Origin of the sequence: Saliphagus sp. GCM10025334, assembly GCF_042663485.1 — an archaeon.
In the GTDB taxonomy this organism is placed as follows: domain Archaea; phylum Halobacteriota; class Halobacteria; order Halobacteriales; family Natrialbaceae; genus Natronosalvus.
Genome location: NZ_JBHTAF010000002.1, coordinates 514,544 through 540,169, shown reverse-complemented (window position 1 = coordinate 540,169; position 25,626 = coordinate 514,544). Strand labels below are relative to the sequence as shown.

Here is a 25,626-nt window from a genome sequence, read left to right as displayed (position 1 = left end):
CTCAGGCCACCAGCGCCCAGGCGATCAGGGCGATCGTCGAGAGAATGATCACGTACTTCAACCCGCTCAGCAGGTCGGCGTCACGGATGTAGCCGCTGATGAACCCCGAGAGGACGGCCTGCAAGGTCACCGCGTGGAAGAACAGCAGCGACAGCTGATCGATGTCGACGTTCTCGCTGAAGTTGGCGTCCGCGAGCTGACTGTTCGCCCCGGCGTCGACGTCGCTGCCGCCCGTCTCGAGACCTGCCATCGTCCCGATGAACTGGGTCTGGAGGATGGCGATCACCGCGAGCAACGTCATGAACGTCATGATGATGATGACGACCTGCATCCGCGTCCGGGACTTTCGTTCCCGTTCGATGTCGTCGTGATTCTCGCTCGAGCGGGCGGCCGTCCGCAACACCGCCGAAATCTGGTTCGACGCCTCCTGGGACTTCGTGATGAGCTTGACCGTCCGGGCCAGCCGCGGGATGTGGTACTTGTTGTTGAACTCGACGAGCGCCTCCGAGAGGCTCATCCCGTAATTGACTTTGGTGTGCATCAACTCGAGTTCGCGAGCCAGCCGCCCCGAGGTTGTTTCGGAGACGGACTTGAGCGACTCGAGGAGCGTGAGGCCGGTGTCGTTCGCGCTCGCGAGTTTTCGCAAGTCTTCCGAGAGCGTCTTGACGACGGCGTTCCGGGAGATGACGTTCCACTCCCGGAAGACCGAGAGCGGGACCATCGTGATGTAAAGCGGCGCGTAGAGGTAGATGAACGTGCCCCAGACGGGCCGTGCTTTCATCCCGTCCCACGAGGTCGGCGCACTCCCGTTGACCATCGCCGTCGTCACGACGACGAGGGCGGCCGGCACGGTCAGTGCGAGCGTGTACAGCGGGTTGTCCCGGAAGAAGATGTGCGGTGCCTGCAGAACCTTGACGGTCTCGTGGGTACCCTCACGGTTCTTGATCCGGTCGAAGACGCGGTGGGCGCCGGTGTACTGCTCGACGAGACCCAGGTTGAGGAGGCCGCTGTCCTGCTCGTGCTTGATCCGGCTGTCCCCGCTCGACGTTCCGAGGTAGCCGTCGCCGGGTTCGTCGTGTTTGACCGTCGAGACGAGGACGATGAAGCCCGCTCCCGTGAGCGGGATCAGTCCGTAGACGGACATGTACAGCAGGTTGGGATCGACGTCTGCGTCCGGCACCATCTGCATGATCACGAGGATGATGATCAACAGGAGCGGAAACAGCGAGAGTGTCATGTACATCTCGCCGAACAGTTCGAGCGTCTCGAGGGTGAGTTCCTGCTCCTGCTTGGCGGTTCGCATGTGTTTTTCCTTCTTGTCTTCGAGGAAGCTCTCCATGTCGCCGCCGCTGTTGACGATCGAGAGCATGTCGGTCAGGAACTGCGAGAGGTCGTCACTCGGGGTCTCGATTGCCTGCTTTCGGATGGCCGTCCGGTAATCGACGTCGAAGTACTCGGTCTCCTGGACGATGCTCTGGAACTCCTTCGAAACCTCGCCGTAGGTGTCGTCAGCCTCGGCCATCGCTTCGAGGATCTCGAGCTGGTTCAGTCCGCCGACCGAGAGGGCGTACATGTAGGAGACGGCGTCCGTCAGGAGCATGTTGATCTCGCGCTTGCGCGTCGACGCGCGCGAGTACGGAATCGCGACGAGTGTGCCGAAGCCGAAGGCGAACCCGAGGCTCCCGAAGAACAGGCCCGTCGTGACGATCAGTGCCGGAATCCGCAGCGTGTCGATGATCGCGAGAACCGTCTCGCTGCTGACGGGGAAGCCGATGATCGTATCGACCTGGATCACCCCGGTGGCGAACAGGCCGTACCCCAGCATCAGTCCCATGAGCCAGAGCACGAGGCCGGCGATGAACCCGATGCCGAGCGACCGCGAGAGGTACATCTCGACGGTGTCGGTCATCCGTGCCTGGGCGAGTTTCGTCTCGAGGTCGGAGACGAACTGGCTGTCCTCGCTGAACAGCCAGTCGTAGAGCGGGTAGAACATCTCGCCGAGAAGGTCGGAACTGCTCGCGATGCCGCCCGGTCCGTCGCTCGACTGGAGGCTCATTCGTCGTCTGCCTCCGCGTCGTCGTCGGCCGGCTCGTCGTCTCCGTCCTCGGAGAAGATCGAGCCCGACATGCTCTCCTCGCTGGCGTCGCTTGCGTCCTCGTCGGCTCCGTCCTCGGAGAAGATCGAATTGTCGCCGTCGTCACCGAAGATCGAACCGCTTCCATCGGTCGAGTCGACGGTGTCCGTTCCGGCACTCGAGTCAGCGAGCCCGTCACCCGCGCCAGCGTCGGTGGGCTGATTCTCGTCGTCGAAGATCGACCCGTCGTCCTCGTCGAAGATCGACCCCTGGGGGGCTTCCGCCGGGGTGTCGTCGCTCGAGCCGTCAGAATCGGAACCAGCGTCGTCGCTCGAGCCGTCGGCGGTCGTCGGGCCGGACCCGAAAATCGAGTCCAGATCCCGGTCCGGGAACATCGCGTCGAATCCCGACGTATCGGGACCTGGCTTCGAGTGCGTTTCCGTCTGTGTCTCCGTGCTCGGCCCCTCCTCGAGGCGCTCGAGCGTCGACCCCATGTCGGAGAACAGTCCCTCGAGGGTGCCGTCTCCCTCCTCGGTCGTCTCCGTGGTTGTCGTGGTCGAAGTGCTGCTTGTGGCGGACGTATCGGCTGTAGTGGACGTCTCGGCCGTGGTAGACGTATTGGTTTCGGCAGACGTGTCGGTCGTAGCTGACGGATCGGCCGTGGTGGTCACTTCGCCGGCCGCATCGTGGTCCGCGGTCGCAGCCGTCCCCGCGCCTGCCTGCTGCGCCGTCACTTCCTCGCTTTCGTCCTCGAGGTCGGACTCGGGGCTGGGTTCGGCCGCCGGCTGACTCGCTTGGCTCCCCGCCGCGTCGGACCCGGTCGCTGGCTGGACCTCGTCGGTGGATCGGCTGGACGTCGATTCGTCCGGCGCAGCCGTCGATGTCTCCGACGGCCCGGCCTCCAGTTCCGGTGCAGACGCCGGTGCCGTAGCGGGTTCGGCCGTCGATTCGTCCGCAGCCGACGCATCCGCCGTCGCCGTCTGACTCTGATCGCTCGAGTCGCCGGTGGGGAAGTCCCCGTCGTCGTCGAGCCACGCCGGTCCGTCGCCCGAGTCGAAGGCGAACTCGGTCGAGCCGTCGCCGAGGTCCCACTCGTCGTCCGGGACGTCCTCGTCGACCTCGCCGCCGAAGTCGAACTCGTCGACGTCGGCCCGGTCGACCTCGATTGTGTCGGCCTGTTCGACGTCGCCGAGTGCGCTCGCGAGGCCGCTCGGAACCTGTCCCCGGTACTCCTCGAAGAGCGACTCCTCGGCCCGCTCGAGGATGTCCGTCGAGAGGTTGTACGTCTCGGTGGTCGAGTCCGGCCGCGGGACCAGTTCCTCCTTCTCGGGGTCGACGTCGATCAGGACGCTCTCCATCTCCTGGAGGTCCTCGAGGCTGTTCTCGAGCTGGCCGTTGGCGATCAGCGTCAGGATGGTTTCCTGATCGTTGATGAACGCCTGGACGGTCGCGGCGACCTCCGAGTACGTGTTGAGGCCGTTCTTGATCAGGTACGCGAGGATGACCTGGCGCTTGAACAGTTCGGTCCGGAGCTTCTCGTCGTTCCAGCCGCGGTCGAACTTGATCTCCTCTAACGTGTTCGAGTCCCCCATCTTGAGGTACTCGTCGGTCTCGGCCTGCCACTGGTAGACGTCCTGGACGTTGATCTCGTCGTGTTCGGCCTCGTAGTGGTTGATCTCGGTTAGCGATTTGTTCCGGCGGACCTTCTTGCCCTGCACCCGGGTCTGGGTCTGAATCGAGACCAGGTCCAGCGCCGTGAACATCGTCTTCGAGACGTTGATGGGGTCCGTCGTGAACCGCTTGAGCACTTCGTCGACGGAGTCGGCGTGGAAGGTCGTGTACGTCGTGTGCCCCGTCGACATGACCTGGAACAGGGTTCGCCCTTCTTCACCCCGGATCTCACCCATCACGAGGTAGTCGGGACGTTGACGCAGCGCGGCGCGCAGCAGGTCGAACTCGTCGACGTCGCCCTGGTCGTCGTCGGCGAACGACGGGCGGGTGACGGAGGCGATCCAGTTTCGCTGCGGGAGTTCGACCTCGCGGGTGTCCTCGATGGAGACGATCTTCGTGTTGCTCGGGATGAACAGCGAGACCGCGTTCAGGCTGGTCGTCTTCCCGGACGCCGTCCCACCAGCGAAGATCAGGCTCTTGTGGTTCTCGATGGCGAGCCAGAGGTAGGCCATCTCGTCGAGGCTGAACGTGTTCCAGTTGATCAGGTCGACCGGGGTGAACGGGACGTCCTTGAACTGTCGGATCGTGTAGTTGGTCCCGTGGTCGGAGACCTCCTTGCCGAGGGTCAACTGGGCGCGCGACCCATCGGGGAGGGTGGTGTCGACCTGCGGCAGTCGCTTGCTGATCCCCTTGCCCGAGCGCTGGGCGAGTTTGACGACGAAGTCGTCGAGTTCGTCCTCGCCGTGGTAGATGTTCGAGATGACCTGTTCGTACCCCGAGTGGTAGACGAACACCGGCGAGTTGTAGCCGTCACAGGAGATGTCCTCGACGTTGATGTCGTGTTTAATCGGGTCGATCCGCTCGTAGCCGAGGAAGTTTCGCTTCAGGAGGTAGAGCAGTTTCTCGACCTGGTACTCGGTCAGCGTGTCCGGGTCGTCCTCGAGAATCGCTGGCTCCGGCCTGGCCGCCGTACCCTCGAGGTAGAGGTCGGCCGTCGTCGGGGTCTCGTCCTCGTCATCGAGCAGCGTTCGCAGGGATTCGATGATCCCCTTCGTGGTCTTGCCGCTCGACTTCTCGAACAGGTCGTAGCGTTTCAGCAGCCGACGGGTTTCCTCCTCGATGACCTCGCGGCGGCCGTCCAGGTCGGCGGTGTGTTTGATCCCGTCGTCGGAGTACTTGATCGCCGTCCGCAACTTCCCGCCGAGGAAGTCCCGTAGCTCCTCTTCGATTGGATTCAGGTGGGGCTCGACGGCGTAGTACTTCTTCTCGTTTTCCTTCTCGGAGTGGAAGATGATGACGAACGCGTAGGGTTTGTTCACCCAGTAGCGCTCGACCTCGCGGTAGTGGCGCTTCTTGGCGAACGGAACCGCCTTCTCGAGGTCGTACCGGTTGACGACCGTCGTGTCGCCGATTTCCGTCGAGAAGAACTTGTCTTCGTCGAGGTCCTCGCTGACGTTGACCGTCCGCTCCTCGGCGACGTCGTCGAGTTCCATCGCGGCCTGCCCGCCCTGGTGGATCTTCTGGCGGATGTCGTCCGGGTCGAACCCGAGTGCCTCCTCCTCGTCGAACGACTCGATTTCGCCCGACCCGTCGCGGGGGCGGCTGCCGTCCTCGTCGTAGTAGTACTCCCACTTGTAGTGTTCCCAGGTGTAGAAATCCTTCAGAACTGGAGTGGTTTCGGGGTCGACGTAGGTGAGAAAGATATCCTGGAGACGGTCCCCATTCGGCTGAAACACCTCGCCGATCAGGTCCGGCAGTTCGTCCGGGTCGTAGCCCAGGTGCGGTTCCGGATCGAACTCGACGCGCTCCCAGTCGGCACCGTAGGGTGCGGTCGACTCCGCCGAGCCGTCGGTATCGAGCCCGAGCTGGTCGTCGGGGCCGCTCACCCCGTGGGGATAGAGAATCGAGATCTCGTCCTCGTAGCCGTATTCCGTCATGAAATCGGCCCACGTGTACGCTCCGACCCGAACGTCGGCGCCTCGAGTCGGTTCGTGTGTCGTCTGTGTATTCGACCCCGACGCCGATCCCGAGTCACCTCCCTTAGTGACCGCACCCGGATCGGTCTGGTCGACGTCCTCAGTAGCCATTGACGTCCTCCAATCTCTCATCCATCAAAAGTTTCATCCAGAAATTACCACTTCTGATAATCTCGGGCAATGCCGTCCGTGTCACTGTCTCGCGCCCCGTCGCTCGTCTCGATCTCACGCGCATGTCAGCACCTCCACTGTATCTACCGCCCGTTTCGACCCCGTTTATTTTTGTCTTGTGGTTAACGTTAAAATACTATCATTTGCGACTGACAGTCGACGATTCGTCAGGGAGTGGGACCGACGGGTCCCGTTCGTCCAGTCTCACGGGTTCTGACCGCCGAACACGTTCATCGGCTGAACAAACCGCTCATTTTATTATTGGATGCGGCCGTCTCTCACCAGAACAGGCACTATGGCACTTTCTCGTCTTCGTGACAACCTCAGTCCGCTCGCGTGGTGGATACTCGTCCTCTCGACGATCGCCGTCGGGATCGCGCTCGTCGGGACGGTCATCCTCGCCGCCGAGTTCGGGGCCATCTTCTAACACACCATGCAGCACACTTCCCTCATCCCCTCGAAAACGGTTCTCTATCACGCCGCTGGGCTCTTTCTCCGCGTTTACATCACCATCGTGATTGTGACCACCGTCTACAGCCTCCTCTGGTTGCTCGAGATCGCGGGCTACCTCGACGAACAGATCATTGGCGTCATCTGGATCTCGATCGCGGCGATGGGGTCGGTGTTTCTCGTCCTCCTGATCCCGCTCTACTGGTCGAGTCGGTCGAAAAACAGGTAGTCGAACAATTCTCGTACACGGGCGATATGGGTCACGGGTTGGAGGGTCGGACTCGCCCCGGTCGGGTGATCGAACTCACGTCCAACGCAATCGACGCGAAGCAGCGATCGGTACGCGTGCTCCTTCCTCGAGGCTCGAGGCGACCTTCACCCCGACAGGCTCCGGGACGCGGCATCTGACGAGACTGCCGTTCTCTCCCGATGATTTTCGAATTCCTGATAAATGGGTTTGAATATGCGCGGCAGCGTATGATAGGCTATGGCTCGAAGGGAAGACGACTCGAACAGGGTGGTCGCCATCTGCGTCGAGTGTGGATCCTCTCACGCGGCAATCGTCTGTGAGGGCGGACGGATTCGTCCGATCGGAACGGACGCGTGTCCCTGTGGCAGTCGCGACTTCGAGATAATGGAGTGACGAGCACCGCTCGAGGGCCCTGCCATCGTCTGGTCTCTCCAGGTTCGTGCCCTGGGCGCTAGAACCGACCGAATCGCGTCGCTGCTCGAGCGTCGTTTTCGCGCTGGTGCAGTCCGGACACCGTCGAAACTTGGACTCCCGCGTCACATACTTCTCTGCCGACTTCGCCGTTTTACAGCACTCGCTCGAGGGGCCTGGAGTACCGGCCGTTCACAGTTCTGTATATACTGCGGAGCCCCCTTCGACCCGGATTTCGTACACCGGCCACGTTCCGTCTTTCTCCCCGCCCATTCCCGGCGACCCGGACGGCATTCCCGGTAATGCGATTCCAGCGATATCGGGTTCGTCTTCGAACAGCGCGGCGATGGTTTCGGCTGGAACGTGACCCTCGACGAGGTAGCCGTCCAGCTCTACGGTGTGACAGCTTCGAAGGTCGGGTTCGATTCCGTGATCAGCCTTGACGGCCTCGAGGTCGTCGGGAACGACCGTCTCCAGGTCAGTCGTGAGTGAGTCGTCGAGATACTCCGCGTAGACGTCACAGCAATTGCAATTCGGTCCCTTGTACATCTTCGCGGCGGTCACCGGAATCGCTTCGTCCGTCTCCCACTCGCCAGTTCCATCGCTCAGGCACCCTGCCAGCGCAACGGCGAGTGCACTCCCACCGGCTAGCAAAGCCGTACGTCTCGACGTCTCTCTCATTCGTTCTCTGATCGTCTCTCTTCGAGAGCCATCTCTGTGTCGGCAATTCCAGACGAACGGGAATTGCCTGATTGTCGATGGTTGCGTCGCCCGCAAACGAGTGGGCGAACTGGGTACCCGAAAAGAGCGGCAACTGGATCGCTACTCGAGGTAACCCAGCGACTCGAGTCGCGCTTCGACTTCGTCCTGGGCCGCCCCCTCGTAGTCGTCCGTCTCGGTTTCGGCTTCGATGGAAGTGAGCACTTCCTGCATGACGAACGCGACGTACTCGTCGGCGGAGTCGAAGTCGCTCCTGGGGAGCCGAGATTCGATCCTCGAGACGAGTTCCGGTGGAAGGGTAATCGATTCACGTTCGTCACGTTCTAGCGCAGCGTGGTCCGAACTCATTAGCGTGAGTTAGACTGCGAAGCGTATTATTATCGGGTGTATAAGCCATCATAGCGGCTTCGTAGAATACCAAACGTTGATTGGGGAGACCATAGACCGTAGCGACAGTAATGGGAGATCAACGGAACGTCATACTCGTCACGATCGACAGTCTTCGACTCGACTACTGTAGCTACGCAGACGACCTGTCGGACGCGATGCCGACGTTGGAGCGCCTCGCAGACGACGGTCTCGCGTTCGAGAACGCGATCGCCACGGGGCCTGCAACCCACGAGTCGGCGACGACGTTCATGACCGGCGAACACGCGGTCGAGCGACCGGGTAGCACCGAGATCACCAAATCACAGATGCGAGAGCACATCCGGGCGCATCTCCGGTCACAGCGAACGATCGCCGAACGGATGTCGGCTGCCGGGTACGAAACCGCGGGATTCACCGCGAACCCGTGGACCTCGAGCCACTTCGGGTTCGATGCCGGGTTCGACTACTTCGAGGATTTCATGGACGAGGACCTCTCGAAGGGGCTCATCGAGGGCGGGCGGCCGGACAACACCGTTCGCTACGCGCTCGTCCAGGCGCTCAACTGGTGGCAGGGTCAGGACATGTTCATGTCGTGGGAGAACTACTACGACGAGATATCCACGTGGCTCGAGGGTGCGGACGACCCGTACTTCGCGTGGGCGTTTCTGGTAGACCCCCACCTCCCGTACATTCCCGGTGACGAGTATCGCTCGCGGTCGCGACCGATGACGTACCTGGCGAACATGTGGATGTACGCCGGGCGGCCGGACTGGTTCGACGAGCGGTTCCGCGCGGCGCTTCTGGACGCGTACGAAGACACCGTGCGACACACCGACGCGTTCCTCTCGCGGCTCGTGGACGACCTCGAGGAGATGGACGACGATCCGTTACTCATCGTTCACGCAGATCACGGCGAACTGTTCGGCGAACACGGACGATACGGCCACGGCGGGTATCCCCACGAGGAACTCGCTCACGTCCCGCTGGTCGTCGGGAACGGGCCGAACGACACCGTGACGGAACCGTTCTCCTTGCGCCGCCTCCCGGAACTCGTCTCGACGCTGGCGGCGGGTGAGGACTACGAAGCGCTGACGGAGCCGTGGGTGGTCACGCGGAACAGAGACCCGACGACCTGCATCCGCGGGAAGAACTGGAAGTTCGGCAGACGACACGACGGCGAGGAACTCCTCCACCCGCTGCCAGGCGACGAAGACGAACAACTGGACAACGACGAACTGCGCGCAATCGGTCGCCAACTGGTCGACGACTGGGAGGAAGCTAAACGAGAGCGCGAACGAATCATCCGTGGCGTCGACGAGCTGCCGATCGGCAGCAAAGTCTGAGCGGACCGGCTCATCAGGTGGTTCCGTGGAATCCAGCGACGACTCGAGGGGCGATCGCTCATCAGTAGCAGAAATACGGGATGCAAACGCTGTCTCCAGGCGATGACGTCCTCGAGGTGATGCTCGACAGCGTCCCAGGCGCCGGCGTAGCTACCGCCGTCGAAGGTGCGCGCGAGGGTTTCGTCGGTGACGAACACCGGCTCGATCATTGTGTGAGTGACAGCAGTACGGAATCGTGTGGATTTCACTTCTGGAACTGCCATTTTGAAATCGCCAGACAGCGGCTCTTCAAGGGGGTGCTGTAAGGGTTCTATGGGTCGCTGATTATCAATTTTGAAAACGATTCATCGAGACTGAGAGTCATTTATTCAGAACTGACCGATGTGTTTATTAGGGATGGTTGAGGTTCCACTATCAGCATCCGACGAAACGGTGAGAAGCTGACGGAGTGGTTGACGCGGTGCATACCCCCTAACCCATCCGTCGATTGTGGGAATCATTCCCCTGTCAATAAATCTTCCCATCGTTCACACGGTGCTGTGATTCGACATGCAAATGGAAAGCAAAATTCAAACCGAAGACGAATCGTCCAGCCGGGCGGTATCGCCGGTCATTGGTGTTATACTTATGGTCGCGATTACCGTTATTCTCGCTGCTGTTATTGCAGCATTCGTACTTGACCTTGGTCAAGGCCAAAGTGGAACCGCCAATGCAGGTGTTTCGATTTCTGACGGAGAGATCCAGTTGACGGATAAAGGGAACTCTGATAAAGTGGTAGTGACCGTTGAAGGCGCAAGTGCCGGCGACGTTAACACTTGTTCCGGTGGAAGCTGGACCGCTTCAGGTAGCGACCAAGAATGTGAATTGTCGAGTACCGGAGACAGAGCAACGTTCGACGAATCATTTGACGCAACTGCTGTCGCCGTTTCTGGTGACGATGAAAACGTCGTCGGCAATCACAAGGGATAACCATGAAAATGAAGAGCAAACTCCCAACTGAAGACGAGTCAACTAGCCGTGGTGTATCTCCAGTTATAGGGGTTATACTGATGGTCGCAATCACAGTAATTCTTGCTGCCGTTATTGCGGCGTTCGTTCTTGATCTTGGTCAAAGCCAGGGTGCGAATGTTAACGCTGGTGTATCGGTGGATGCCTCTTCTGAGGATGTTGGAATCCAGCTAACCGACAGCGGGAACGCTGAAGATGGTGTCGAAATCAGAGCCGAGGTCGAAGATTCCGGTTCGGCGTCAGGCACTATCACTGCAGAACCAAGCAGTGGCACACTCTCATCTACTGGTGATAGTATCACTATCAAGGCTGGTAGTGATGACGCAACGGATGTTACTAATTCCGAAGAAGTTGAAATCGCAGTAACTGCTGTAGCAGTCTCTGGAGATGATGAGAACGTAGTTTCATCCAACACGTACACTATTGAGGTTACGGTCGACAACTCTCCATAGTCCATCTACTCACTTCCTCTGTTTCTATTATTCTACTCTTCACCGAGAGAGTCACAAATGATATTGTCTGAGAACAATTGATACTATAATGCAACTCAATGCAACTGTCAGATAGCAGCTGGATCTTAGACGTGAATCGGCCAGATCCGGACGGTCACCCACCAGAACACTCACTATCTACCGGGTTGCCGTCCGCCATACTCGCAACCCGGACGTGAATCTTCAACAGCATCGCAACCGCGACGACATGAAAGTCTGGCTCAGCCAGGCCGAAGTGGCACAGCTCCTTGAGACTGCCACCGACACCCAACAGCGATTCGCCTATTCCTTGGGTGCACGCTGCGGGCTCCGATCACACGAAATTCTCGATGTCTCGCCCGAGGACGTCGTCGACACCGACGCCGGGACGATGCTCCGCGTCTGGCACGGCAAGGGTGACAAATTCCGCGAGACGCCCGTTCCACGGGACCTCGCGACGACCATCCGAACCGTGGCCGACGTTCGCGTCGCCTCGAACGAAACGCTGTTGCTCGAGATCTCGACGACGCGCTCACTTCGGCGCTGGCTTAGCGGGACCGCTCGCGAGCTCCACCAGGTGACCGGCGACGACGGCTGGTTGTATCTCGGGATGCATGACCCCGTCGGACGTGGGCGACCGCGCTCGCCGCTGCCGACGTCGATCCGCTCCTGGTGATCGACTGGGGCGGGTAGAACGATCTCGAGACGTTCCTCGAGCACTACCGGGGCACCTACAGCCCGGAAGCCCAACAGCGAGAACGTAAGAAAGTCGACTGGCTATAGGAATACTTTGAATTGAACGAGAGCAATCGATTGTGCTCCCCTTCGCTCAGGTTTCAGCTATCTCCCTTTACTGCGACCGCCGCTAGGCGTGACTTCGTACGTCCCGGTGGTCGTAATGACATCGCCAGCATCGTTCTTCCCGTTGCTCAGGTCCCCAGTAAATTCGATCTGAACTGTGAATTCGTACGTCCCGGGTGATTTTGGTGGTGTTGTGTAGCGCCAGTAGACAGTCCAGCCGTCTTCCTCTTCATTGATCTCCCCTCGATACGAATCGAAATAATCGATGAGTTCGCCATCGATCCAGGCCTGGGTTTCGGATTTCTCGAGGTATTCCTCGACCTCCGCTTTGGTCGAATCGATCCATCCTATCCGGTGCGTAATCCATTCTCCCGTCGACACCTGTTGCGTTCCTGGTCCTGGGAACGGGTGAATGGAAGCGCTCGGTGTATTCTCGTTAGGCGGAAGTCGTCGACCCGATTTGGCGGCACTCAGGCCCGTAGCGACTGTGGTCATACCGATCGCCACCCCTCCTGCGTTCGTCAGAAGTTGTCTGCGACGCATAGTTTGATATCTGACCTGAAGTTCTAATGCATTCCGGTCATGAAATTCACTTCAGATGAAAAATAAACCTCAGCTACTTCTCACCAAAACTCATTTCGACTAATTCCACGGTCCATTTCCCTTCGTTGACGTGGCGAATATGCGCGTAGTGTTCGCCTTCGACTTCACCGTTTTCGTCGAGAATTCCCTCGAGGCGGAGGTCGTCTTTTGGGAGCGTAACACCGGCTCCCTGATTCGAATCGCCAGCGATCCACTCTACGAACCTCGAGAACTGCTCGGCTCGCTCCATGGGCCCTGACGGATTCGAACCTCGGTCGCAGCGAAGCTGCTCCCTGATTCGAATCGTCAGTGCGTGATCGATTCGCTCCTCACCTCCGTTCGTCGCAGAATCGATGGGCCCTGACGGGACTGCACTTCGGCGTTGCTTCTACGTTCGTGAAATCGTGGATCATGGTTACAAATCTGGGAGGTAGTCGCGGCGCTGTTCGGCCTTCTCGCGGTTGTTTCGTCGGTCGTAGTGCCGGTCGAGGATGTCGTCGCTCGCGTCGAGTCGATCACCGACGACACGACGGGGGACATCGGCGCGTCGATACGCGGTCACCCGGCCGCTTCGGACGTCGTGCGGAGATCGCGACGACGGGCAGGTGCTAGCCTTCGCGTAGTAGGTGGCGTCACAGTCCTCGGGGTCACGATCGTGCGGGCACGAAGCCCCGCGCCAGCACGGTCGGGTGACGCCGTACAGCGTATCTCGAATCGTCGAGACACTCGCTCGGCCCGCTCGAGTCGAGAGCAGCGGCGCTCTGCCATACTCATCGGTAACGCGCTCGCGAGGTCCGTCGATGTAATCCTCGAGCACGCCCGCGACGTGACCGCTAATCGAGTTCCACCGTTCACCCTTCTCGCCTTTCTTCAGTGGTGTGTCCGACTCGGGCCGGTGAACGAACTGGAGGCCAGGCCGGTCGGTATCGAGATCACAGTCCGACACGTCGAGTGCTCGAACACCGCCCGCTCGAGCGCCCGTGTGCCACAGCAACAGCACCGTGACGTGCTTTCTCGAGGCGTAGTGGTGGCGAGACAGGTAGTCCAGAATCTCGGTCGCTCGGTCCGGCTCGAGCGTCGTATCGCTGACGCCCTCACTGGCGGAGACGGTCGGGAGCGGAACCTTCGTGAACAAATCCTCCGGAACGCCGTCGATGTCGGCACAGAATCGAAGGAACGCGCGTAACGTGGCGAGCTGGCCTCGAAGGGTGATCGTCGTCACCTCCTCGCGGCCTTCGCCCTGTCCTTCGCGTCGCCAGACTCGATAGGCGTACAGATCACGGCCGGTCAGTTCGTTCAGGTTCTCGATGCTCTCCTCGGCACACCACTGTGTGAACGCCTCGAGTCGGTAGACATGTGAGGGGAGCGTTTGCGCGCTGAGTTCGTCTCGACGCCCTTCGACGTACATCTCGACGGCTCGCTCGGGTGTGATTGGTTCAAGGCCGCTCACGCTGAACCGACCTCCGATCGGACGGCCTCGAGGAGCTCCGTTCGATCCTGGTCGTCGAGTCGATCGTCGATCATCTCGACCAACCAGACCGAATCGGCTCGGCGTGCTGGCCCAAGCCCATCGCCCACGGCGTCGACGGCGTCGGTGACCGTCTCTGCGTTTCCGGTGGCGAGTTCACAGAGCGCCTTTCGGGCGACCTGCTGGACTCGAGTCCAGTGCCGTTGCTCGTAGATCACGCCGGTACCCCCGATGGGTCGACGTACTTGAACCCGCGCGTCGGTGGCTCGGCTGGCAACACCTCGTCGACGGCCTCGAGCGGGGTGAACCAGATTCGTCCCTCCTCGAGCTTCGCAACGAGCCCGCGGGCGATCACGCGCTGACCGTCGCTGAAGAGGATCGACGCGCCTTCATCAGTGCGGCGGGGCGTCCCGTTCACCCGCCAGAACGGCAGGTGACCCGGCTTCACCTCGCCTTTCATCTTGTGCTCGAGGGCGGCTCGAGTCGTCTGAATGAGCACGTCGTTCGGTTCAGTCATCGTTTTCACCCCAGTTCTCGGGATTTCCCCAGGTGGCGCTGTAGTCGCGGTCGACGTCCTCGAGTTCGTCGCGCTCGAAAAGGCGATCTTGAATCCACGTCTGGAGGGCCTTCCCCGACCGATCACGGGGCGGCCCGTCCGGGCAGTGGTGCCGATCGACTCGAGCGGCCAGGTCGTCCATACTCGAGACGACCTCCACGAGTACGGCGTTCTGATACCTGAGTTCGGTGGCGATCGCTTCGAGCGCGTCGGCTTGGCGCTCGAGGGCGCGATCGTCGCTCATCTGCAACCTCCCCACGCGTGTTCCGGGCAAACTGGAACCATTTTCGGGTAGTATTCGTCTTCCGTCGACAGGTCGAATCCGTCCACAGCTTCGGGTTCCCACGTCTGACCGCAGAAATGACACTCTGCGTACTCGACGGTCGCGTCGACGAACGGCGGTCTTACAGTACTCGCCTGCGTGTACCGCTCGGATTCGTCAAATCCGCGTGGGGTGATCGCGGTTCCGTCGACGAACGTCGCCAGCGCAAACGCCCAAACCTCGTCACAGATGTCTTCCCGTGACGGATCTTCGATCATCCAGTCGGTGACTTCATCGGCGAGACGGCTGATGAACGACCGACCAGTTTCGCCCTTAGACATCTCGAAATCGTCGTTCACGCGTGTCCACCTCCGTTTTCGGGCGGTTCATTGATCCCTTCCGGTGAAAGGATGAGTTCAGACCGGGCGACCATTTCGCCGGTCTTGCGATCGTGCAACTCGTCAAACTCGGGATCGACGTCGGCCCAGTTACTCGCGCACTGCTGGCACCAGAAGTGGAAATTCGTCGGCTCCCATGATCGGTGCCCGCGTGGGCACACGTACCGCCATCGATCTGTGCGATCCGCTAAGCGGATCTCCTGCTTACTCGAAGCCATCACCCGGACAGATGAACCGGGGTATAAAAGCGGTCGGCCAAATGCCCATAGTGAAAGTGAAAGTGAAACTCGTCGCTGTCGATACGTCACCGTTCGAGCGGGAGACTTAATTTCCCGCGGGTTGCGTCTTTGCATGCTTCCGTAGCCTGGTTACGGAGGCCAGCGAACCGGTGGCCCAAACACCGGGTTCGCAGCTTTTCAGGATCCCGACCGGCCAGCGGCGGGTTCGTCTGGCGTCCGTTGCTCACAACCGAAACATCCCAACCACTTATATTTAACCTAACGTACGTTAATCTGTGGAGTACCAAATGATGCTGCACAGAAATCCAACCAGTATTGATAAAATGCGGGTATGGGACGTATCAGTATGCGAAGACCGAGGGTCTCATGGATGACCCAGGCTGATGACCGAATCCTCGAGACTCTCGACGATAGCGGATTAGTTCTCTCTCCAAAAATCCTCTCAGTGAATACAGATTATTCACGCCATTATCTGAGCACCAGACTGGCTGAACTTCTCGAATCCGGGCTTGTGAACCGTGTGGACGACGGGCTATACGAAATCACTGACCTCGGCCATGCCTATCTCGAGGGCGATCTCGAGGCCGACGACCTCGAGTAATCGCTAAATCACGCTTCCGAGGTTTTCAGCGGCCGCTTTCGAGATATTGACGTTCTTTTCCGAGACGGTGACCGGTCCCGCGGCGACGTCTTCGATCAAGGCCGCCAGGTCCTCGAGGTACGCCCTCGAGCGTTCCTCCCTGAATTTGAGGATGGAGCGATGGGCATGGGCGCGATTTTCGAGGTAGCAGACGACGAACAGTCGACGGACGTCGTCGGGTGCATCCTCAAGGTACGCAGGCAACTCGAGTTCGTTGTCGGCTTTCGACCCCACGGGAGCGCCGAGGCTGGCGAGAACTCGCCCCAGAACACGTCCGTCGGTCGTCGGTCGAGCTTCGTCCGCGCGACCGGTGCGCTCGAGGAGATCGTAGTCGACGCCGGCGAGACCGAGCGCGTCGATCACGTGGCTCTCGTCGCCGTGTCGATTCAGGGCAAACGTCGGGGTGTAGTTCTCGCGGGCGATCGACCCGCCCGAGAAGACGTTCGCGACGAGTGCATTCAGTGCGTCGAATTTCGAGTCGCCGTACTCGAGATTGAGCCAACCGTGTCGGCGCGCGGCCTCGATACAATTCACTGCGTCGGGTGCACCGCCCTCGTCGATCCACGTCCGCAAGCGTGAGCGCGGAAGATCCAGCGCCGAGGCGGTCGCGCCCGATTTGACGTCGTGTTTCGAGGTGTAACGCGTCGCTTTTCGGTACTGCTCGACGATCTCAAAGGCGTCCTCGTAGGCCCCACCGTCGAAGGTTCGCGCCAGATCCTCCTCGGTCACGAACACGCTGTCGGTCATTGATCGAGTGATGGACTGTCTTGTGTAATAGGATTCGGGTTTCGACAGCACAGCGGAAAAACGCCAGACATGAACGTTTCAAGGGGGTGTTGTAGGCCTTCCACGAGTCGCTGATTATCACATCTGAAACCGTCTAAGATTTCGTGATTGTCGTTTATTCAGACCTAGCCACAGGGTTTATTATACAGCCGTTAAGTGAGACTATCAGCACAGGTGCGACGCGAAGAACTGACGGTGTGGGAAGGTAAGTACCCCCAACCCCATCCGCCAACTGACTCGACACCGGGTCAGTCAATAAAGTTTCTGACCGTTCACATCTGGTGCGCGTAATAGAACAACGATAATCATGGACCTGAAGCAATACAGAAGCAAGCTGATCGGAAACGAATCGGAGAGGGCTGTCTCTCCTGTCATCGGAGTTATACTCATGGTTGCGATTACGGTTATTCTCGCTGCAGTGATTGCAGCGTTTGTGTTGGATATGGGCAGCAGCGTGGGGAATTCAGCGCCAACAGCGACTTACGATTGGGAAGAGGAAACTCACACCAGTAATGATTCATCAAAATCACTTACTCTGACTCACAGTGGTGGAGACAAGATTGATGAGGGCAATTTGGTTATCGTGGCAAATGGTGTCCGGACCGACGTGTCTGGTTGGGCGTCTGGCGATAGGGTTGCTGGTGGAGATACCTTAGACCTGACTGAAGGGCCTGACTACAATGCTGGTGACGAAGTACGTATTGTCTGGGAGACAGATAGTACCTCAAACGAATTGACTAGCTTTGAGACCTCCAGCTAAGCGATAGTAATTTTATCTCTCTTTCTCGTCCGATAACGACTGAATCTCGGACGTAAACCGGCCCGATCGGGCCGCCCATCGCACCAAAACACTCACTATACCCCGGGTTGCCGTCCGCCTTACTCGCAACCCGGACATGAATCTCCAGCAACATCGCAACCGCGACGACATGAAGGTCTGGCTCAGCCAGACCGAAGTTGCACAGCTCCTCGAGGCCGCCACCGATACCCAGCAGCGACTCGCCTATTCGTTGGGCGCGCGCTGTGGGCTCCGATCGCACGAAATTCTCGACGTCTCGCCCGAGGACGTCGTCGACACCGACGCCGGAACGGTTCTCCGCGTTTGGCACGGCAAAGGCGACAAGTTCCGTGAGACGCCCGTACCGCGCGATTTGGCGACAACTATCCGAACCGTGGCCGACGTAAGAGACGCCTCGAGCGAGAAACCGTTACTCGAGATATCGACGACGCGCTCACTTCGGCGCTGGCTCAGCGGGACCGCTCGCGAGCTCCACCAGGTGACCGGAGACGACGGCTGGTTGTATCTCGGGATGCACGATCTCCGCCGGACGTGGGCGACCGCGCTCGCCGCAGCCGACGTCGATCCGCTCCTGGTGATCGACTGGGGCGGGTGGAACGATCTCGAGACATTCCTCGAGCACTATCGCGGAACGTATTCGCCTGAGGCTCAGCAGCGAGAACGTAAAAAAGTCAACTGGCTTTGATCGGGGTTTGATTGGACTCTGTTATCGTCCTTTACCGCGCCCGCCATTAGGTGTAACTTCGTACGTACCGGCGACCGTGATAACGTCGCCAGCTTCGTTCTTCCCGTTATCCAAATCCTCGTTGAATTCGAGCTCCACCTCAAATTCGTATACTCCGGGTGGTTTTGGCGGTGTCGTGTAGCGCCAGTACGTCGTCCACCCGTCCTCATCCTCGTTGATATCTCCTCGATATGAGTCGAAATCGTCTATGGGTTCTCCATCGATCCACGCTCGAATCTCATATTTCCCGAGGAAGTCCTCGAGTTCCGCTTTAGTCGGTGAAATCCATCCAATTCGATGGGTGATCCAATCACCGGTCGACACCTCCTGGGGCTCTGGAGTCGGAAACGGATGGATGGATGCGCTCGGGACGTTATCATTCGGTGGAAGTCGTCGACCGGACTCTGCAGCGGCCAAGCCCGAAGCGGCTATTGTACTACCGAGCGCTACCGATCCTGCGTTCACAAGGAGTTGTCTGCGACGCATAGTAGGAAATTTGACCTAATCATCTAATATATTACGGTCAGGAAACATAATTGATGCTGAAAATATAACACCGTTATTTTTCGCTAAAAGTAATTTCGACCAATTCGACGGTCCATTTCCCTTCGTCGACGTGGCGAATATGCGCGTGGTGTTCGCCCTCGACTTCACCGTTTTCGTCGAGAATTCCCTCGAGGCGGAGGTCGTCTTTCGGGAGCGTAACACCGGCAGAGTTCTGATCGAGCTGGCGTAATTTGTTCAGTGCCATATCCGGCGGGCAACCCGCCTTGGTATAAAGGTTGCTGACAGTCTGTTTCGCCAATGAGTACCCGAGGCGTCGCCTATGAAATACGGAGTTTTTCGACCCGTTGGGGCGCCGCTACGGAGGTATGGCACTTAGCCTACCGCAGAACATGGTTCCCGGCGCGGTTCGCCGGGAGGACGGAATCGATCTGATCGACAGTGTGCTCGCGCCGCTGTTCGTGCTCGCGTCGGTCTCGATGGTCGGCGTGGTCTCGATCGCGTTGAACGCGCCGTTCAACGTCGGGATGGACGCGGCGCTCTACGCCGCCCACGGCACCGAGATCACCTACGCGTTCATCGTCTCGATGCTGACGCTCCTGACCGCCTGGGTCACGAACGGCCAGACCACACTCGAGGACTACACTGACATCGAGACGGTGACGCTCCTGTTGGCGTTCATCCTCAACATCCTGTCGGCGCTCGTACCCGCTGTTTCGTACGCCGTCGACTCGATGTGGTATCTCGGCTGGTTCATCGTCCTGCTGAACGCCGCGGCGTTCTACCTGATCGCCTACAAGTAACCTCGAGGTTCAATTCATGCAACTCACGGAATTCAACGGTACGAAAGCGGAGTGGTACGATTCGACGATCACCGGCTACATCATCACGGCCTCGGCGCTCTCGATCGCGCTTACCGGGGTGATGGCTGCGGGGGTGGTCTGAATGCGGCCCACGCCCACGGCTGCCCGATGGCTCTCGCTCGCGGTCGTCGTGCTCGCACTCGGCGCCGGCCTCCTGGTCGGCCTCGGCGCCGCGGACACCAGCGAGCTGCTCAACGAAACCGTCGAGGTCGACAACGAGTCCGATCCGGTGACGATCGCCGTCGAGTTTTCCGACGACTTCAACGATTCGTCGACGGATGTCGCGAGCGTCGAGGCGACGTTCTACAACGAAACCGAGTTCAACGACTCGGGAACGAACGCCACGGCGCTGCACACGGTCACCATCGAAGGCAAAGAGACCGAGCGCATCGTCGAGGACGTCTATTTCGAAGATTACGCGAGCCTCGAGTACAACGAGACAACGCGCGTGGTGGTCGAAGGTGACGCCGAAAAGGTCGAGACCGTCGAAATCGAGGGCGGGCTAATCGGAGGTGTGATCGCCTACGGTGACGCTCAACCCGGCTTCGGTGTCGGTGTCGCCGTCCTCGCACTGGCTCTCGCTGGCGTGGCGGCACGCGCTCGAGGAGGTGACTGATGTCTTCAGCCCAAAGCCCATCGTCGGGAGATCCTCCGACGTACCATCACGGGATCACGCTCACCCGGCGCCGGGCGCTTCAGGCGATCGGCGCAGCGGCGGTCGCCGGGGCGGCCTCAAGCGGAACGGTCGCTGCTGACAACGGCGTCGTCGATGGCCTCAAGGAAGCGATCGGCGGCGTTATCGACAAGACCCACTGGACGATGGCGGTGTTCGCGATGCCGGTGTTCGTCGGCCTCGTCGGTGGCACCTGGTATCGTAACTCGATGAACGAAGACCCAACGTCCGACCGAGTGCAGCTGCACCAACTCGTCACGAACGAGGCGGCCTGGATGAACAACCACTCGGTCAACTTCGGGAACTACCTGCAAGACACTCGCCCGATCGCCTCGCTCGAGGCGCGGCACGGCATGGCGTCTGAATGGGAACTCGGAAACGGCTCGAGCAAGGGTTACGACACCGCGCTCTCGCGTATCCGACAATACTACTGCGTCTCTGAGTTCAACCACTTGCACGTCTCTAATAAGGCGCTGCTGCAACTGTCGTATATCGCTGGCGCTGGTCAGGACACGGACCCTGCGTACAACATTCAGACGATCGGCGAGCGCGTGTCGGACGGCTCGAACGTGATCGTTCGTATTTCGGATGCTCGAGAGCAGACGAAACCGGTGCTGCATGAGGGAACGGTCGTCGATGAAAACGCGCTCGATAACGTCGACAACCTTGACGGTGACGATGGGCGATTCATCACGCCCGTTTTCGACTTCCTCGATGCTGGCGACGAGACGCTGATCGGCTCGAAGGCGCTCGGTGCTGACGAACTCGACGCCTGGGATTCGACCGCCCAACTGTCTGGACGGTCGAACCCTGGTGCGACGACGTTCGTGCTCGAGGACGGAACAGAGGTGCTGACGGACCTCCGGTTCACCACGCAGAGCGTGACTGATGACGGTGGCGACCTCGATTCGACCGACTCCCTGCTCGCGTTCGATGGACCGGAGTTCTTCGAAATACTCGAAGAAATTCGCACGCTCTCGGACGACGTAGTGGCGTGGTACGACCAGTCGTTCGTCGAAGACATTTACGGCGAACTGGACGCCGGTAACATCACGCCCGAGCAAGTGCGTAGCCCGGAGGGAATGGCGCGGTTCCTCTCGAGAACTGACGACCCGACCGACGAACGCTTCCAAATTAGCTGGATGCAGCAATTCGGGTTCGAACGCCCGGACCTCCGGATCGTGCGCGGTATGTCGGTCAACTGGAGCGGCGCTACGGAAACGTGGGTCGATCCCGACCCGGACCTCGACGATCGCCACGTCTACCCGGACGGCTACGCCGACGCCGAGCAGTACAACGGAATCGTGTTCGGAAGCGATGTTCCTATGGGTGGCTTCCAATCGGGCGAAACCTACACTGTCGGCCCCCCAACTTACGGTGTTGGTGCTGGCGGTACCATTTCTTCAGTCGATCCCTTTACGGGGGACCTGCTGGCTTCGATCGGGGCGTATTCCGCCGATTTCTCCGATTCGGCGATCTCTCCCGACGGACGAACACTGTTCGTTTGTGGGTCCTTTGGCGTCTACGCGATCGACACCTCAGATGGTTCGGAGCTATGGCATTTCGACGGAAACACGGAATCTGTCGATTTCGTTGATGTGTCGCCGGATGGTACCACCATCATCGGTGGCGGGTGGGACAACCTGACGTATGGAATCGCCGCTTCTGACGGTACTGAGCAGTGGACATATTCGCATGGTGATGGGGTTACTGCGGGGGTCTTTTCTCACGACTCTCAGACCGCTTACGCCGTATCGACGAATGGCGATGGTGTCCACGCGATTGACGCCTCGGACGGCTCTGGCGTGTGGAGCACCCCGGTAACTGGACAGATTCAAGGAATAGCGATCTCTCCTGACGGAGAGCATCTGTATTTCTCGGAGTCTGGCGACCTGCGAGAAATAGACACTGCTGACGGCTCCCTCGGTTGGACTACCACGACGGGGCACTCTGCCCCTGTCGCGACACTTCCTAATGGGACAGTCGTCGCCGGTGATAACGACACCGCCGGGGATGTGCGATTTTTCAACCCGTCAGATGGGTCTGAAAAGTACGCATACGAAGGGGGTCACACGGATGGACTCAACTCGTTGGCGGTGCCTCCTGGTGGAAGATTTGTCTATTCCGCTGACCGGGCTGGTGAACTCCATGCAGTCGATGCGTCTGATGGCTCTGCAATGTGGGTCTATTCAGGGAGTACCACTGCTTACGAGGGTGTTTCTATCATGGACCCTCCGGCGGCCTCTGGAATGGCGGCTCGCTCGCTCATATTCGACGAGTCCACGGACGACTCGAGCGGTCAAGGTCAAGTCGACCTCTGGAATGGCGTGCTCGAGGTCGTCAAGATGTGGGACGCCGAAGGCGCCGAAATCACGCACGTTGACGAGCAGACGATTGCCGACATTGAAGCACTGGAAGGAACGCCCGACTCTATCGAGACGATCGTCGAGGAGATGGATGAGTTCGATAGTGTCGATGATATTCGCTACACGCGCGACGTGCTGGCGATTATCGAGCACTACGGAGTCGATGCCACGGTCGGCAACGACGACGGCTCCGACGTACGGACTACGGAACCTGACTACACTGACCAGGACTACGACGCGGTAACGTCGGCGGAGTTCGCCGAGGCAATGGCCGAACTCGAGGAGTTGATCGCACAACTCGAGAGTGAGAACGAGGAGACGAACTCGAGCACGGAAGACGACGAGCCACTGTTCGGCGGACTATTCGGAAGTTTCGATGGCGGCGGCAGCACCATTCTGGGGTTCGGACTCATCGCGGCGGTAGTCCTGGCGGTCGTCGGGATCGTGACCGACCTCATCCCTGGATTGGGTAACTAACCATGAGACGCATTTTCATTTTCGCCACGATCGTAGCGGTATCGCTCGCGATGGGCATGGGCAGTATGGGCGCGCTCGCACAGTCCCAGGAGAACGCCACGAACGAAACAGCCACCGAGGACGGTATCGAGGCGGGCGAGGACTACGAACGGGCGATCGACGCCGAAACGCGAATCGTCGACTGGAGTTACTCGAGCGGCCGGTTCACGCTCACCATCGAGGCCGACGAACGGCGCCGTATATCGCTCACTGAGGCCGGTACCTTCGAAGAGGGAACGACCAGCTTCAACTACGACGAGGTGCGCCTCGAGAAGGGAACGAACACGGTGACGTTCGCGGTCGCCGATCGGGACGGCGCCGCAGTCGCTGTCGCCACCAGGCAGTCACTCGCGCAGGGAACCGGCGCGGTCGTCTCGACCGGCATGGTCGAGCAGAACCCGTTCCGCCACTTCGGCGGTGAGAGCGGCCTGTTCTCGGGCGTCATCATGACGACGGCACTCGCCGGTGTTGGCGCCGCGTACGTCGTCCGCTCCGAAGAGAGTGGGGTGGTGCAGGCATGACCGAAACCAGTGGCACGTTCTCGAGCTGGTCCGACCGCGTGACCTACTTGCTCGCCGAGAGTCAGCTAATCGTTCTCGGGATCATGGTTTCCCTCGGCGCCGCGCTCATCTGGATTCGACCGAGTGTCCCCGGTATCCCGCCGATCGTCTTCGGCTGGTTCGCCGCGCTGTTGCTCCTGGGGCCGCCGCTGCTCGCGGTATTCATCACGGGTGCGCGGAAGCTCCGAAACCGACACATGATTCCCGTTCACCACATCAACGGCGTCGAGGACGTCCGCGAGAAGTATTACGTCGAACCAGAGGTGTGGGCGAACAAGACCGTCGAAGGACCGTCGCCGTACCAATGCAACGACAACGAGGCCTTCGAGGTTCGCGAGTTCGAGTGGCTCGAGGACACGGAGGACCTCATCGTCACCGGCTGTTACCAGTCGAATATGGCCGACTCGAAGCTCGTGACGCTGAAAGCGATGCTCGAGGACATTCACGGCGACCTCATCGAGGACTCGATCGCGCTCAACAAACTCCGCGGCCGCATTTCGAAGATGGGCGTCGAGATCGAGCGCGACTCGATCAACTTCCAGGCCGAGGCCGACGAGCGTGGGCTAATGGGCCAGCAGACCAGCGTGAAGGAACGCTTTGAGGCCGCTCGCGAGGAAGCCGACAAGTGGGACAGCGACGAGATCCGCGACGTCGACGACTACGCGATCGACTACGACCCGGCGGAGAACCCGCAGGGAATCACGCTCGAGACTGCAGAGACAGCCACCGACGGAGGACGAAACCATGAGTGAGAACAACGGCGCCGACCAGCAGGCGCTCTACACGACCGCACAGGCGCGTGAACACCAGGAAGGCTACAGCGACCGGGAAAACCGCGAGATCCACGACCACGGCGGTATCGTTCGCGACGAGCACGTCTCGAGAGCGCTGTCGATCCGCTCGGTTCACTACGATCCGCTCGAGGCCGATCGGCCCGACAAGATGCCCGGCCAGTGCAAAGACCTCCGAAAACACCGCGACATCCGCATGGTCGAAGGGACTGAAACCTTCCGCCAGGCGCTCGAGAACGGCGATATGCCGACGATCAAGCACATGGTCGGCGATACCTCCCAGCGAGCGGACGTCTCGGGAATGAAGGCGATCGGCAAAGTCGACAACCTGATCGACGGCCCGGCGCCGGTCGTCGTCGTTCTGGGTGAAATGGGCGCCGGAAAGACCGACTTCGCGTGTCTACTCGCGCAGCGCTGGCGCGACCTCAACCGATCGGAGTCGCTGCTCGGAACCAACATCCAGTCCCTCGAGGAGAAGAACCGCTGGGTCGACGAGGACGGCGACGTCCAGGACGGCTGGATTCCCGACTACGGCACCCTCATGGAGTGGGTCGAGCAGGACGGCGACCCGCTCGAGCACAGCCAGCGCCCGAAACTGTTCATCGGCGACGAGTTCTCGAGCTCAGCGAGCGGCCAGGGAAAACAGGGCTACGAAACCCGAATGAAAATGGCGCCGCTGGTCTACAAGATCCGCAAGTACGGTGGTGCACTGATCTACATCGCTCACGGCGAACGATCGATCCACCCGATGCTCTGGCGCGTCGGCACGATCGTCAAGAAGGTGAGCCAGAAGAAAGCGATCATCGCCGATTCGATCAGCAACGCGAAACTCGCAGACGTCCAGGGTGAGATCGAAGGTATCCCGCCGACGGACTTCCGGTACAACACCAAAGAAGCGAGCGACTGGAGTTGGTCGCGCTTCGGCGACGAAACCGACGAGATGAATGCCGACGAGGCCGCTCGCCTCACCGCGCTGTGGACGGTGATCCGTTGTAAGGAAGAGGGAATGACAAACCGTGAAACCGCCAAATTCGTTCCCTACAGCCACGGTTGGGTGGGTTCACGCTGGCGGGAATACCGAGACGACGGCGAGCACGTCGACGCGATTTCCAAAGTGAACGAGGTTATCGCATGACCGCGGCGCGATGGATGGCTGGATACGGATACGCAGTCCCCTTTACTCGA

Annotated in this window: 32 protein-coding genes; 18 read left to right on the top strand and 14 right to left on the bottom strand. The window is 59.9% G+C overall.

Going from position 1 to position 25,626, the window contains the following annotated elements; translation table 11 throughout:
• Position 1: 1 nt before the first annotated feature.
• Positions 2–2,056 (bottom strand): type II secretion system F family protein, encoded by a 2,055-nt coding sequence (locus ACFQO4_RS11005; RefSeq protein WP_500260955.1) that lies wholly within the window; start codon positions 2,054–2,056, stop codon positions 2–4.
• A complete protein-coding gene (locus ACFQO4_RS11000; protein WP_500260954.1) occupies positions 2,053–5,832 on the bottom strand; it encodes an ATPase, T2SS/T4P/T4SS family in 3,780 nt (1,259 codons plus the stop codon). Before ACFQO4_RS11000 ends, ACFQO4_RS11005 begins: the two co-directional genes overlap by 4 nt.
• A gap of 355 nt (positions 5,833–6,187) precedes the next feature.
• Between ACFQO4_RS11000 and ACFQO4_RS10995 the strand changes: the two genes are divergently transcribed.
• The 3 genes from ACFQO4_RS10995 (at position 6,188) to ACFQO4_RS10985 (ending at position 6,985) form a co-directional block, all read left to right on the top strand.
• Positions 6,188–6,319: a hypothetical protein gene (locus tag ACFQO4_RS10995; RefSeq protein WP_500260953.1), complete on the top strand. Its 132-nt coding sequence runs from the start codon at positions 6,188–6,190 to the stop codon at positions 6,317–6,319.
• A 6-nt stretch (positions 6,320–6,325) separates the two neighbouring features.
• Positions 6,326–6,571 carry a hypothetical protein gene (locus ACFQO4_RS10990; RefSeq protein ID WP_253430948.1) on the top strand — a complete coding sequence of 82 codons (246 nt, stop codon included), beginning with the start codon at positions 6,326–6,328 and terminating at the stop codon, positions 6,569–6,571.
• A gap of 258 nt (positions 6,572–6,829) precedes the next feature.
• Positions 6,830–6,985, top strand: coding sequence for a hypothetical protein (locus tag ACFQO4_RS10985; protein WP_500260952.1), 156 nt, complete (start codon positions 6,830–6,832; stop codon positions 6,983–6,985).
• 210 nt (positions 6,986–7,195) lie between these two features.
• On the opposite strand, the gene ACFQO4_RS10980 is transcribed toward ACFQO4_RS10985, so the two are convergent.
• Together ACFQO4_RS10980 and ACFQO4_RS10975 are read right to left on the bottom strand one after the other, a co-directional pair.
• A complete protein-coding gene (locus ACFQO4_RS10980; protein WP_500260951.1) occupies positions 7,196–7,657 on the bottom strand; it encodes a DUF411 domain-containing protein in 462 nt (153 codons plus the stop codon).
• Positions 7,658–7,825: 168 nt separating this feature from the next.
• Positions 7,826–8,071: a hypothetical protein gene (locus ACFQO4_RS10975; RefSeq protein WP_500260950.1), complete on the bottom strand. Its 246-nt coding sequence runs from the start codon at positions 8,069–8,071 to the stop codon at positions 7,826–7,828.
• 110 nt (positions 8,072–8,181) lie between these two features.
• Between ACFQO4_RS10975 and ACFQO4_RS10970 the strand changes: the two genes are divergently transcribed.
• From ACFQO4_RS10970 to ACFQO4_RS10950, 5 genes are all read left to right on the top strand, one after another.
• Complete coding sequence (locus tag ACFQO4_RS10970; RefSeq protein WP_500260949.1) at positions 8,182–9,435, top strand: sulfatase; 1,254 nt, start codon at positions 8,182–8,184, stop codon at positions 9,433–9,435.
• Positions 9,436–9,515: 80 nt separating this feature from the next.
• Positions 9,516–9,740: a hypothetical protein gene (locus ACFQO4_RS10965; protein ID WP_500260948.1), complete on the top strand. Its 225-nt coding sequence runs from the start codon at positions 9,516–9,518 to the stop codon at positions 9,738–9,740.
• 244 nt (positions 9,741–9,984) lie between these two features.
• On the top strand, positions 9,985–10,404 hold the full coding sequence (locus tag ACFQO4_RS10960; RefSeq protein WP_500260947.1) for a type IV pilin domain-containing protein: 420 nt from the start codon (positions 9,985–9,987) through the stop codon (positions 10,402–10,404).
• Between the two features lie 8 nt (positions 10,405–10,412).
• Entirely contained in the window at positions 10,413–10,895 is a 483-nt protein-coding gene (locus ACFQO4_RS10955; RefSeq protein WP_500260946.1) for a type IV pilin domain-containing protein, read from the top strand.
• Positions 10,896–11,109: 214 nt separating this feature from the next.
• A complete protein-coding gene (locus ACFQO4_RS10950; RefSeq protein ID WP_500260945.1) occupies positions 11,110–11,589 on the top strand; it encodes a tyrosine-type recombinase/integrase in 480 nt (159 codons plus the stop codon).
• A 164-nt stretch (positions 11,590–11,753) separates the two neighbouring features.
• On the opposite strand, the gene ACFQO4_RS10945 is transcribed toward ACFQO4_RS10950, so the two are convergent.
• From ACFQO4_RS10945 to ACFQO4_RS10915, 7 genes are all read right to left on the bottom strand, one after another.
• Complete coding sequence (locus ACFQO4_RS10945; RefSeq protein ID WP_500260944.1) at positions 11,754–12,095, bottom strand: hypothetical protein; 342 nt, start codon at positions 12,093–12,095, stop codon at positions 11,754–11,756.
• Between the two features lie 235 nt (positions 12,096–12,330).
• Positions 12,331–12,507 (bottom strand): DUF8053 family protein, encoded by a 177-nt coding sequence (locus ACFQO4_RS10940; RefSeq protein ID WP_500261177.1) that lies wholly within the window; start codon positions 12,505–12,507, stop codon positions 12,331–12,333.
• Positions 12,508–12,711: 204 nt separating this feature from the next.
• Complete coding sequence (locus ACFQO4_RS10935) at positions 12,712–13,704, bottom strand: tyrosine-type recombinase/integrase (protein WP_500261176.1); 993 nt, start codon at positions 13,702–13,704, stop codon at positions 12,712–12,714.
• A gap of 38 nt (positions 13,705–13,742) precedes the next feature.
• Positions 13,743–13,982 (bottom strand): hypothetical protein, encoded by a 240-nt coding sequence (locus tag ACFQO4_RS10930; RefSeq protein ID WP_500260943.1) that lies wholly within the window; start codon positions 13,980–13,982, stop codon positions 13,743–13,745.
• Complete coding sequence (locus ACFQO4_RS10925) at positions 13,979–14,281, bottom strand: hypothetical protein (RefSeq protein WP_500260942.1); 303 nt, start codon at positions 14,279–14,281, stop codon at positions 13,979–13,981. Before ACFQO4_RS10925 ends, ACFQO4_RS10930 begins: the two co-directional genes overlap by 4 nt.
• Complete coding sequence (locus ACFQO4_RS10920; protein ID WP_500260941.1) at positions 14,274–14,564, bottom strand: hypothetical protein; 291 nt, start codon at positions 14,562–14,564, stop codon at positions 14,274–14,276. The genes ACFQO4_RS10925 and ACFQO4_RS10920 overlap by 8 nt, the downstream gene beginning before the upstream one ends.
• Positions 14,561–14,941: a hypothetical protein gene (locus tag ACFQO4_RS10915; protein ID WP_500260940.1), complete on the bottom strand. Its 381-nt coding sequence runs from the start codon at positions 14,939–14,941 to the stop codon at positions 14,561–14,563. Before ACFQO4_RS10915 ends, ACFQO4_RS10920 begins: the two co-directional genes overlap by 4 nt.
• Before the next feature lie 624 nt (positions 14,942–15,565).
• Here ACFQO4_RS10915 and ACFQO4_RS10910 point away from each other — a divergent pair.
• Positions 15,566–15,820 carry a winged helix-turn-helix domain-containing protein gene (locus ACFQO4_RS10910; RefSeq protein ID WP_500260939.1) on the top strand — a complete coding sequence of 85 codons (255 nt, stop codon included), beginning with the start codon at positions 15,566–15,568 and terminating at the stop codon, positions 15,818–15,820.
• Positions 15,821–15,823: 3 nt separating this feature from the next.
• Here the strand turns inward: ACFQO4_RS10910 and ACFQO4_RS10905 are convergent, their stop codons facing one another.
• Positions 15,824–16,606, bottom strand: coding sequence for a hypothetical protein (locus tag ACFQO4_RS10905; protein ID WP_500260938.1), 783 nt, complete (start codon positions 16,604–16,606; stop codon positions 15,824–15,826).
• Between the two features lie 346 nt (positions 16,607–16,952).
• On the opposite strand from ACFQO4_RS10905, the gene ACFQO4_RS10900 reads away from it, so the two are divergent.
• Positions 16,953–17,405, top strand: coding sequence for a type IV pilin domain-containing protein (locus ACFQO4_RS10900; protein WP_500260937.1), 453 nt, complete (start codon positions 16,953–16,955; stop codon positions 17,403–17,405).
• A gap of 136 nt (positions 17,406–17,541) precedes the next feature.
• Positions 17,542–18,129: a tyrosine-type recombinase/integrase gene (locus ACFQO4_RS10895; protein WP_500260936.1), complete on the top strand. Its 588-nt coding sequence runs from the start codon at positions 17,542–17,544 to the stop codon at positions 18,127–18,129.
• A gap of 21 nt (positions 18,130–18,150) precedes the next feature.
• Here the strand turns inward: ACFQO4_RS10895 and ACFQO4_RS10890 are convergent, their stop codons facing one another.
• Both ACFQO4_RS10890 and ACFQO4_RS10885 read right to left on the bottom strand, forming a co-directional pair.
• Positions 18,151–18,654: a hypothetical protein gene (locus tag ACFQO4_RS10890; RefSeq protein ID WP_500260935.1), complete on the bottom strand. Its 504-nt coding sequence runs from the start codon at positions 18,652–18,654 to the stop codon at positions 18,151–18,153.
• A gap of 73 nt (positions 18,655–18,727) precedes the next feature.
• Positions 18,728–18,919: a DUF8053 family protein gene (locus ACFQO4_RS10885; protein ID WP_500260934.1), complete on the bottom strand. Its 192-nt coding sequence runs from the start codon at positions 18,917–18,919 to the stop codon at positions 18,728–18,730.
• Positions 18,920–19,040: 121 nt separating this feature from the next.
• Between ACFQO4_RS10885 and ACFQO4_RS10880 the strand changes: the two genes are divergently transcribed.
• Genes ACFQO4_RS10880 through ACFQO4_RS10850 form a run of 7 tightly spaced genes read left to right on the top strand, consistent with a single transcriptional unit; the run spans position 19,041 to position 25,576 of the window.
• Entirely contained in the window at positions 19,041–19,475 is a 435-nt protein-coding gene (locus ACFQO4_RS10880) for a DUF8023 family protein (protein WP_312907068.1), read from the top strand.
• 16 nt (positions 19,476–19,491) lie between these two features.
• A complete protein-coding gene (locus tag ACFQO4_RS10875) occupies positions 19,492–19,617 on the top strand; it encodes a hypothetical protein (protein ID WP_500260933.1) in 126 nt (41 codons plus the stop codon).
• A complete protein-coding gene (locus ACFQO4_RS10870; protein WP_500260932.1) occupies positions 19,618–20,151 on the top strand; it encodes a hypothetical protein in 534 nt (177 codons plus the stop codon).
• Positions 20,151–23,051 carry a WD40 repeat domain-containing protein gene (locus ACFQO4_RS10865; RefSeq protein ID WP_500260931.1) on the top strand — a complete coding sequence of 967 codons (2,901 nt, stop codon included), beginning with the start codon at positions 20,151–20,153 and terminating at the stop codon, positions 23,049–23,051. The genes ACFQO4_RS10870 and ACFQO4_RS10865 overlap by 1 nt, the downstream gene beginning before the upstream one ends.
• A 2-nt stretch (positions 23,052–23,053) precedes the next feature.
• Complete coding sequence (locus ACFQO4_RS10860) at positions 23,054–23,611, top strand: DUF8063 family protein (RefSeq protein ID WP_500260930.1); 558 nt, start codon at positions 23,054–23,056, stop codon at positions 23,609–23,611.
• The gene (locus ACFQO4_RS10855; RefSeq protein WP_500260929.1) at positions 23,608–24,402 is read left to right on the top strand and encodes a hypothetical protein; all 795 of its coding nucleotides are present in this window, start codon (positions 23,608–23,610) and stop codon (positions 24,400–24,402) included. Before ACFQO4_RS10860 ends, ACFQO4_RS10855 begins: the two co-directional genes overlap by 4 nt.
• A complete protein-coding gene (locus ACFQO4_RS10850; RefSeq protein WP_500260928.1) occupies positions 24,395–25,576 on the top strand; it encodes a hypothetical protein in 1,182 nt (393 codons plus the stop codon). The genes ACFQO4_RS10855 and ACFQO4_RS10850 overlap by 8 nt, the downstream gene beginning before the upstream one ends.
• The last annotated feature ends 50 nt before the right edge of the window (positions 25,577–25,626 follow it).

Bases quoted from the DNA above. Each gene is read 5' to 3' on its own strand.
- ACFQO4_RS11005 (WP_500260955.1), bottom strand. From the start codon at position 2,056: ATGAGCCTCCAGTCGAGCGACGGACCGGGCGGCATCGCGAGCAGTTCC.
- ACFQO4_RS11000 (WP_500260954.1), bottom strand. From the start codon at position 5,832: ATGGCTACTGAGGACGTCGACCAGACCGATCCGGGTGCGGTCACTAAG.
- ACFQO4_RS10995 (WP_500260953.1), top strand. From the start codon at position 6,188: ATGGCACTTTCTCGTCTTCGTGACAACCTCAGTCCGCTCGCGTGGTGG.
- ACFQO4_RS10990 (WP_253430948.1), top strand. From the start codon at position 6,326: ATGCAGCACACTTCCCTCATCCCCTCGAAAACGGTTCTCTATCACGCC.
- ACFQO4_RS10985 (WP_500260952.1), top strand. From the start codon at position 6,830: ATGGCTCGAAGGGAAGACGACTCGAACAGGGTGGTCGCCATCTGCGTC.
- ACFQO4_RS10975 (WP_500260950.1), bottom strand. From the start codon at position 8,071: ATGAGTTCGGACCACGCTGCGCTAGAACGTGACGAACGTGAATCGATT.
- ACFQO4_RS10970 (WP_500260949.1), top strand. From the start codon at position 8,182: ATGGGAGATCAACGGAACGTCATACTCGTCACGATCGACAGTCTTCGA.
- ACFQO4_RS10965 (WP_500260948.1), top strand. From the start codon at position 9,516: ATGCAAACGCTGTCTCCAGGCGATGACGTCCTCGAGGTGATGCTCGAC.
- ACFQO4_RS10960 (WP_500260947.1), top strand. From the start codon at position 9,985: ATGCAAATGGAAAGCAAAATTCAAACCGAAGACGAATCGTCCAGCCGG.
- ACFQO4_RS10955 (WP_500260946.1), top strand. From the start codon at position 10,413: ATGAAGAGCAAACTCCCAACTGAAGACGAGTCAACTAGCCGTGGTGTA.
- ACFQO4_RS10935 (WP_500261176.1), bottom strand. From the start codon at position 13,704: ATGTACGTCGAAGGGCGTCGAGACGAACTCAGCGCGCAAACGCTCCCC.
- ACFQO4_RS10925 (WP_500260942.1), bottom strand. From the start codon at position 14,281: ATGACTGAACCGAACGACGTGCTCATTCAGACGACTCGAGCCGCCCTC.
- ACFQO4_RS10920 (WP_500260941.1), bottom strand. From the start codon at position 14,564: ATGAGCGACGATCGCGCCCTCGAGCGCCAAGCCGACGCGCTCGAAGCG.
- ACFQO4_RS10910 (WP_500260939.1), top strand. From the start codon at position 15,566: ATGCGAAGACCGAGGGTCTCATGGATGACCCAGGCTGATGACCGAATC.
- ACFQO4_RS10905 (WP_500260938.1), bottom strand. From the start codon at position 16,606: ATGACCGACAGCGTGTTCGTGACCGAGGAGGATCTGGCGCGAACCTTC.
- ACFQO4_RS10900 (WP_500260937.1), top strand. From the start codon at position 16,953: ATGGACCTGAAGCAATACAGAAGCAAGCTGATCGGAAACGAATCGGAG.
- ACFQO4_RS10895 (WP_500260936.1), top strand. From the start codon at position 17,542: ATGAATCTCCAGCAACATCGCAACCGCGACGACATGAAGGTCTGGCTC.
- ACFQO4_RS10890 (WP_500260935.1), bottom strand. From the start codon at position 18,654: ATGCGTCGCAGACAACTCCTTGTGAACGCAGGATCGGTAGCGCTCGGT.
- ACFQO4_RS10885 (WP_500260934.1), bottom strand. From the start codon at position 18,919: ATGGCACTGAACAAATTACGCCAGCTCGATCAGAACTCTGCCGGTGTT.
- ACFQO4_RS10880 (WP_312907068.1), top strand. From the start codon at position 19,041: ATGGCACTTAGCCTACCGCAGAACATGGTTCCCGGCGCGGTTCGCCGG.
- ACFQO4_RS10875 (WP_500260933.1), top strand. From the start codon at position 19,492: ATGCAACTCACGGAATTCAACGGTACGAAAGCGGAGTGGTACGATTCG.
- ACFQO4_RS10870 (WP_500260932.1), top strand. From the start codon at position 19,618: ATGCGGCCCACGCCCACGGCTGCCCGATGGCTCTCGCTCGCGGTCGTC.
- ACFQO4_RS10865 (WP_500260931.1), top strand. From the start codon at position 20,151: ATGTCTTCAGCCCAAAGCCCATCGTCGGGAGATCCTCCGACGTACCAT.
- ACFQO4_RS10860 (WP_500260930.1), top strand. From the start codon at position 23,054: ATGAGACGCATTTTCATTTTCGCCACGATCGTAGCGGTATCGCTCGCG.
- ACFQO4_RS10855 (WP_500260929.1), top strand. From the start codon at position 23,608: ATGACCGAAACCAGTGGCACGTTCTCGAGCTGGTCCGACCGCGTGACC.
- ACFQO4_RS10850 (WP_500260928.1), top strand. From the start codon at position 24,395: ATGAGTGAGAACAACGGCGCCGACCAGCAGGCGCTCTACACGACCGCA.